General features: G+C 63.2%; 6 protein-coding genes. 5 read left to right on the top strand and 1 reads right to left on the bottom strand.

The window, feature by feature from the left end; all coding sequences use genetic code 11:
* Nucleotides 1-26 precede the first annotated feature (26 nt).
* Entirely contained in the window at nucleotides 27-872 is an 846-nt protein-coding gene (locus KBA32_RS09540) for an HAD-IA family hydrolase (protein ID WP_294358050.1), read from the bottom strand.
* Between the two features lie 199 nt (nucleotides 873-1,071).
* Here KBA32_RS09540 and KBA32_RS09545 point away from each other — a divergent pair, with 199 nt between their 5' ends.
* The 5 genes from KBA32_RS09545 to KBA32_RS09565 are packed head-to-tail and all read left to right on the top strand — an operon-like array spanning nucleotide 1,072 to nucleotide 6,107.
* Nucleotides 1,072-1,767, top strand: coding sequence for a hypothetical protein (locus KBA32_RS09545; protein WP_294358053.1), 696 nt, complete (start codon nucleotides 1,072-1,074; stop codon nucleotides 1,765-1,767).
* Complete coding sequence (purN, locus tag KBA32_RS09550; protein ID WP_294358055.1) at nucleotides 1,767-2,423, top strand: phosphoribosylglycinamide formyltransferase; 657 nt, start codon at nucleotides 1,767-1,769, stop codon at nucleotides 2,421-2,423. Before KBA32_RS09545 ends, purN begins: the two co-directional genes overlap by 1 nt.
* A gap of 19 nt (nucleotides 2,424-2,442) precedes the next feature.
* Nucleotides 2,443-3,513, top strand: coding sequence for a DUF3108 domain-containing protein (locus KBA32_RS09555; protein WP_294358058.1), 1,071 nt, complete (start codon nucleotides 2,443-2,445; stop codon nucleotides 3,511-3,513).
* On the top strand, nucleotides 3,510-4,781 hold the full coding sequence (locus KBA32_RS09560; RefSeq protein WP_294358060.1) for an RsmB/NOP family class I SAM-dependent RNA methyltransferase: 1,272 nt from the start codon (nucleotides 3,510-3,512) through the stop codon (nucleotides 4,779-4,781). The genes KBA32_RS09555 and KBA32_RS09560 overlap by 4 nt, the downstream gene beginning before the upstream one ends.
* A 21-nt stretch (nucleotides 4,782-4,802) precedes the next feature.
* Nucleotides 4,803-6,107 (top strand): mechanosensitive ion channel domain-containing protein, encoded by a 1,305-nt coding sequence (locus KBA32_RS09565; protein ID WP_294358062.1) that lies wholly within the window; start codon nucleotides 4,803-4,805, stop codon nucleotides 6,105-6,107.
* The last annotated feature ends 181 nt before the right edge of the window (nucleotides 6,108-6,288 follow it).

Genomic DNA, 6,288 nt, shown 5'->3' on the forward strand with positions numbered 1-6,288 from the left:
GTGGCGTTGTGAATGCGGAACGTGTTTCAGGCGCGCTGGGCGGCGTCGGGCGCTTGCGTGGCCGCAAGCGCCCGATGCCATGCGCGCAGTTGCGCGACATCGACACAGGCGCCGGCGAGCGGCAGCCCGGCGATGGTCCTGGCCGGGTCTTCGGCTTCGCCGAGGCCGGTGAGGACGGTGAGCGCGCCGTCGAAGTTCTCGTCGGCCGTGTAGCTGCTGACGGTGATCACGGTCGGCAGACGTGCGGCGCGCGCCGCCGTGAGACCGATCGACGAGTCCTCGATGGCGAGGCAGGCTTCGGGCGGCAAGCCCAGTCGTTGCAGCACCCACTGATAAACGTCGGGCGCCGGTTTCTTGCTGATCAGGAGATCGCCGGCACCGATCACCTCGAAGAGTTCGAGCATGTCCTTCTTCAGATTGGCCGAGATCAGGCTGTGAATGTTGGACGGCGCCGTGGTCGTCGCGATGGCCAGGCGTATGCCCGCTTGCTGCAGTTCGCCGATCAGGCGCGCGACGCCGGCGCGCAGCGTGATGGCGCCCGAATGCACGCGCTCCGAGTAGATCTCGCTCTTCCTCTTGTACAGGCGTGCGATCCACAGGTCGAGGTCGGGACGCGCACGATGCTCCAGTGCACGCGTCTCGATGTACAGGCGCACGCGTTCCTTGCCGCCGGTGACCGAGAGCAGTTCGCCGTACAGTTCGGGTGTCCAGTCCCAGTCAAGATCGAATTCGGCAAAGGCCCGGTTGAAGGCGATGCGATGGCCTTCGCGCTCGGTTTCCGCGAGCGTGCCGTCGACATCGAAGATGACGGCTTGCAGCGATGAAGTCTCGGTGGTGTGCGAGCAGCGGCAGGAACGGCGGTCGGCGGGCATCATGGCGTGCGGGGGAAGGGTTGGAGAGCTGTCAGTGTAGAAGGGCGGTTTCGTAATTAAAAGTTAAACTTATTTTTCAAAACGATTAGCTATTTGTTTTTGTTCCGCGCGTCTGTTGTCGTCCGTCTGGCCAACGCGCTGATTCGAGGGAATTGTCTGTGGGCTATGATGGGCCATGATCTCTCGTCTTCTCTCCTGCATGATCGTCGTGCTCGCATTCCTGCCGGCTGCGTGCGCGACGCGTGTCGGAGCCGGCGGGCAGCATGAGACATACTTCAGCCCGCGCTATCTCGCCAAGACCGAGGTCGATCGCGTGATCGACAGCAGCCGGGCCGAGATCGTTGCCGGTATGCGACGCATCGCCGAGAAGCTCTACAAGCGTAACCCGCGGGAATGGAAGCGGGCGGGGTTGGCGAGCCGGGAAGCGGCGTTGAATCGCCTGTTTTCGGGATCGCTCGATTTCCCCGAACTGGGCGGAAGGCGCGAGGGCGCGGCTGCTCTTCATGCATTCAGCCCTGACTATCCGGGCGACCGCGTGCTGGCGGTGATGAGCGGCTTGCTCGGCATGGTCTACGCCGCCTTCGAGCACAACGATGACTTTTACGTCCTTGACGACCTGAACGAACAGAAGCTCTACAATTGCGCGCGCAACATCGAGATTGCGATCTGGAAGATGTCATCGACCCGGCTGGGCAACGGCGATCCGATGCTGCTCTCCAATGAACTCGATCCGAGCAATCCCAATACGAGCTTCGAGCGGGAATTCGGACGCGTGATCGGCCTCTTGGAACTGCTGTCGAAAGTGGTCGCAGACAAACACGGGCGCTCGATTACCCGCTTGACGCAAAATCTTGCGACAGCGGTTTTTCTCCCCGTCAGTGCTCTAGGACTTTAATGAAATCCATCGTAATTCTCATCTCCGGCCGAGGTAGCAACATGGAGTCGCTGCTCAAGGCCGTCGCCGGCGGTTCGCTGCCGGTGCTCGTCGCTGCCGTAATCTCGAATCGTCCGGATGCTAAAGGCCTGGAGATCGCCGCGGCGCAGGATGTGGAAACCTGCGTCGTCGACCACACGCGCTTTGACAGCCGCGAGTCCTTCGACGCAGCGATGATCAAGACGATCGATTCGTACTCGCCCGACCTCGTCGTGCTCGCCGGATTCATGCGCATCCTGACCGACGGCTTCGTTCGCCATTACGACGGGCGTTTGCTCAACATCCATCCCTCGCTGTTGCCGTCTTTTCCCGGCCTGCACACGCATCGCCAGGCGCTGGCCGAAGGTGTGCGCGTACATGGGTGCACGGTGCATTTCGTCACGCCGCAGCTCGACCACGGCCCGGTGATCGTGCAGGCGGCGGTGCCGGTCCTTGATGGCGACGACGAGGCGACGCTGGCCGCGCGCGTACTCGTACAGGAGCATCAGATCTATCCGATGGCCGTACGCTGGTTCGCTGAGGGGCGACTGCGGCTGGTCGATGGCCGCGTCGCCTTCGACGCCGAACAGGCTGCGGAAGGTGCCTTGATCTCGCCACAGGTGCGGGTTTCGCATTAGGTCGCCGCCTGAGGGTTTCATGCCCTTCGCCTTGCTCATCGCGCTGGCCGTTTCGCTTGGGCTCCACGCTGCGGCCTTGTTCCTGACCAACGTCGATGTTGCCGTCGAGCCGGAACCGCTGCCGCTGATCGCGGAGTTGAAGCGGTTGCCTCCGCCGGTAACGAACAAGCCGGCCTCCGTCCCGCTGGCTGACGAACCCAAGGTGTCGGCGAAGCCGAAGCCGCCGCCGAAAAAGAAGAAGCCGAAGCGCAAACCAGAGTCGGCGCCGGTCGTCAGCGCGCCTCCGGTCTTGGCGGTGCCTGCCGAATCGTCGGAGACGACTGTTCCGGCGCCGGATGCGCCGACGCCCGTGGAATTCGCTGGCGATCAATCCGCGGCGGGTGGTGTCGGCGATCCGGCCGAGCGCGCGGCGGCGCCGGTTGTCGTGGACGAGCCGCTGCCCGTCGCCGAAGCGGCGCCGCCGCTGCCGGAGCGCGGGCGCATCGTTTACCGCGTCGATCGGGGTGATTCCAATTTCGAGATCGGTCGAGCGCGTCAGGAGTGGGAGATCGCCGACGGGCAATATCACCTGCGCTCGGTCGTCGAGACGACAGGGCTTGTCTGGCTGTTCAAGGCGTATCGCGTCGAGATGGAGAGCCGGGGCGCGGTAACGGAGGCGGGATTGCGCCCGGACTCGTTCTCCATCCGGCGTAACGGCAAGGAGGCGCGCGAGAAGGCGTCCTTCGATTGGGAAAACATGACGATCAGTGTTGCCGACCGCGCGCCGCAGCCGCTGACCACAGGTTCACAGGATCTGCTCTCGTTCAACTACCAGTTGCGCTTTCTGTCGCTGCCCGAGTCCGGCGGCATCCTGATGCTGGCGACGGGCAAGAAATACGGCGCCTATCGTCTGGAGGTCATTGGCGACGAAGCAGTCGTCGTCCCGGCGGGAACGCTGCGCACGCTACATTTGCGCGCGCCGGGCGTGAATACGACTGAACTCTGGCTGGCTTATGAATATCTGATGCTGCCGGTTAAAATCCGCCATGTGGACAATAAAGGCGACAGCTTCGTCCAGGTCGCCACCGAAATTCAACTGAGTCAGGAATGATGCGCTTTACACCCGCCCTGTTTAACCATACCGAAGCGCTGCTTGCCGAATTGCTGCGTTCCCCTTTTCCCGCCGACGCCGTCGTCTCGCGCTATTTCCGCCAGCATCGCGAGTTGGGTCATGCCGACCGGGGCTTCGCCGCCGAGACCGTCTATGCCGCCTTGCGCCGCAAACGCTCGCTCTCGGCACGTTGCGGCGACGACGTCACCTCGCGCCGCCTGCTGCTCGCCACGCTGGCGTGCGTAAACGGGATGAACCGGCGCGAACTCGACAGCGTTCTGCGTGAAGTCGAAGGCAAGTGGCTGGCGCAGGCCAAGGCGGTCAAGCTAGAGGATCTGCCGCCGGCCGTCCGTCTCGATCTCCCGGATTGGCTCTATGAAACGCTGTGCGCCCGGTTCGATGCCGACGAGGTCGAGAAACTGGCGACTGGCCTCAATCAGTCGGCGCCGCTCGATCTGCGCGTCAACCTGCTCAAGGCCGAGCGCGACGCCGTCCTTGCGCGCCTGCAGGCTGACGGCATCGCGGCCGAAGCGTGCCGCTACTCGCCACACGGCATCAGGCTAAACGGCAAGCCCTCGCTCGCGCGTCATCCGCTGTTTCTCGACGGCAGCATCGAGGTGCAGGACGAGGGCAGCCAGCTGCTCGGCTTCCTCGTGCAGCCGAAGCGCGGCGAAATGGTTGCCGACTTCTGCGCCGGCGCGGGCGGGAAGACCTTGCTGCTCGGCGCCATGATGCGCTCGCAAGGGCGGCTCTACGCCTTCGACGTGGCCGAGAAGCGCCTCGCCAAGCTGAAGCCGCGCCTGGCGCGCTCGGGCTTGTCGAACGTGCATCCGGTGCGCATCGAGTCGGAGCACGATATCAAGATCAAACGCCTGGCCGGCAAGCTCGATCGGGTGCTAGTCGATGCGCCGTGCTCCGGCCTCGGCACGCTGCGCCGCAATCCGGACCTGAAATGGCGACAAACGCCGGAAAGCGTCGCCGAGCTCAACGCCAAGCAGGCGTCGATCCTCGCTGCCGCTGCGGGCCCGGTCAAGCAGGGCGGACGGCTGGTCTATGCGACATGTAGCCTCCTCGAAGCGGAGAACGAGGCCATCGTTGCCGCCTTCCTGGCCGCGCATCCGGACTTCGTTTTGCTGTCGGCCGCTGACATTCTGCGCAAGCAGGGCGTTGAAATTGACGCGCTGGAAGCAGGCGACGATCGCCTGCGCTTGCTGCCGCATCGTCACGGCACGGACGGCTTCTTTGCCGCGGTGCTGCAGCGTACCTGAACCCGGCTTTGAGACAAGACGATGAACGAGAAGCGGACATTCGCGTTGGTCGACCAGCTGTGGAGCGATCTGCTCGCACCTGATTTCATTTGGCAGGTGCTGGCCCTGTTGCTTGTTCTGGCCGTTGCGTGGTGGTTGTCGTACCGCCTGCGCAAAGGGAGCGAGGGAAGGCTCGAATCGGCGGAAGCGCAGAGCGCGCTCCGGAAATTCGGCGCCGGCAGTCTCAAGCGGATTGCATTCCCGCTGGTCGCGCTGGTGCTGGTGTGGGTGCTGCGCAAGGTGCTCGTCGCCTTGCACTGGGAACATCTCAGCCTGCTCTACCTGGCCGGCCCCTTGCTGGTTTCGCTGGCGCTGGCGCGGATGTTCGCCTACGTGCTGCGACGCGTCCTGCCGCAAGGCATCTTCCTGACCCGGTTCGAACGCATTGTTACCGTCGTTATCTGGCTCGGCGTGATACTCCATCTCACCGGTCTGGCCGACCCGCTCACAGAAACGCTGGAGCAAGTCAGCTTCCGTATCGGCAAACAGGAGGTTGATCTGTGGATGCTGATCCATGGCACAGTCACGATCGGCGTCACGCTGCTCGTCGCGCTGTGGATCGCCAGCCTGCTTGAAAGCCGGCTGATGGCCGCCGAGCGGATGGATGCGAATCTGCGCGAGGTGATGGCGCGACTGACCAAGGCCGTCCTCACCGTGATCGCCCTGTTATGCAGCCTGTCGCTGGTCGGCATCGACGTGACAGCCCTCTCGGTCTTCAGCGGGGCATTTGCCGTTGGTTTGGGCTTCGGCCTGCAGAAGATCGCCAGCAACTACGTCAGCGGTTTCATCATCCTGCTCGACCGGTCGATACGGCTCGGAAATCTGGTGGCGGTGGATGCGGCAACGACCGGAACCGTATCGCAGATCACGACGCGCTACACCGTGCTCAAGACGCTGACCGGTACGGAAATCATCATTCCGAACGAGTATCTGGTGAGCAACATCGTGCGCAATCTGTCGTTCTCGGACACCCGTATTCGCGTTGCCGTGACCATTCAGGTCGCGTACCGAACCGACCTTGAACAGGCCATGCAGATCATGGTCGAGGCTGCGCGCCGTCAGGAGCGGGTGTTGACCGATCCGGCGCCGTCGGTGCTGTTGACGGACTTTGCCGAGAGCGGCATCAACCTCGAGCTGGGATTCTGGGTCGCCGATCCCGAAGCCGGCACCGGCGGCGTTCGATCGGATATCAATATGGCTATCTGGAAATCCTTCCGGGAGAGCGGTATCGAGATTCCGTATCCGCAACGCGAAGTGCGCGTGATAGCGACGCCGGCCGCGGCTTGATCGGCGGCAAGGGAAACTGCAGATAAAAAAATCCCGCGCCAGTCTGGCACGGGATTCAAAATCCCATCGTTGCGATGGGTCAGGGAGGGTCAAACATTGTCAGCGGGGGCGCTGAGGCAATGGTTGAATTCTACGAGCCGACCCCTTGCATGTCTGTTGCGCTTGTATGTCGTTTGGGTGA

The sequence above is a fragment of the Propionivibrio sp. genome, assembly GCF_017995515.1.
Lineage (GTDB): Bacteria > Pseudomonadota > Gammaproteobacteria > Burkholderiales > Rhodocyclaceae > Propionivibrio.

Excerpts from the sequence above, each read along its gene's own strand:
- KBA32_RS09540 (WP_294358050.1), bottom strand. The coding sequence starts at position 872 with ATGCCCGCCGACCGCCGTTCCTGCCGCTGCTCGCACACCACCGAGACT.
- KBA32_RS09560 (WP_294358060.1), top strand. The coding sequence starts at position 3,510 with ATGATGCGCTTTACACCCGCCCTGTTTAACCATACCGAAGCGCTGCTT.
- KBA32_RS09555 (WP_294358058.1), top strand. The coding sequence starts at position 2,443 with ATGCCCTTCGCCTTGCTCATCGCGCTGGCCGTTTCGCTTGGGCTCCAC.
- KBA32_RS09565 (WP_294358062.1), top strand. The coding sequence starts at position 4,803 with ATGAACGAGAAGCGGACATTCGCGTTGGTCGACCAGCTGTGGAGCGAT.
- purN (WP_294358055.1), top strand. The coding sequence starts at position 1,767 with ATGAAATCCATCGTAATTCTCATCTCCGGCCGAGGTAGCAACATGGAG.
- KBA32_RS09545 (WP_294358053.1), top strand. The coding sequence starts at position 1,072 with ATGATCGTCGTGCTCGCATTCCTGCCGGCTGCGTGCGCGACGCGTGTC.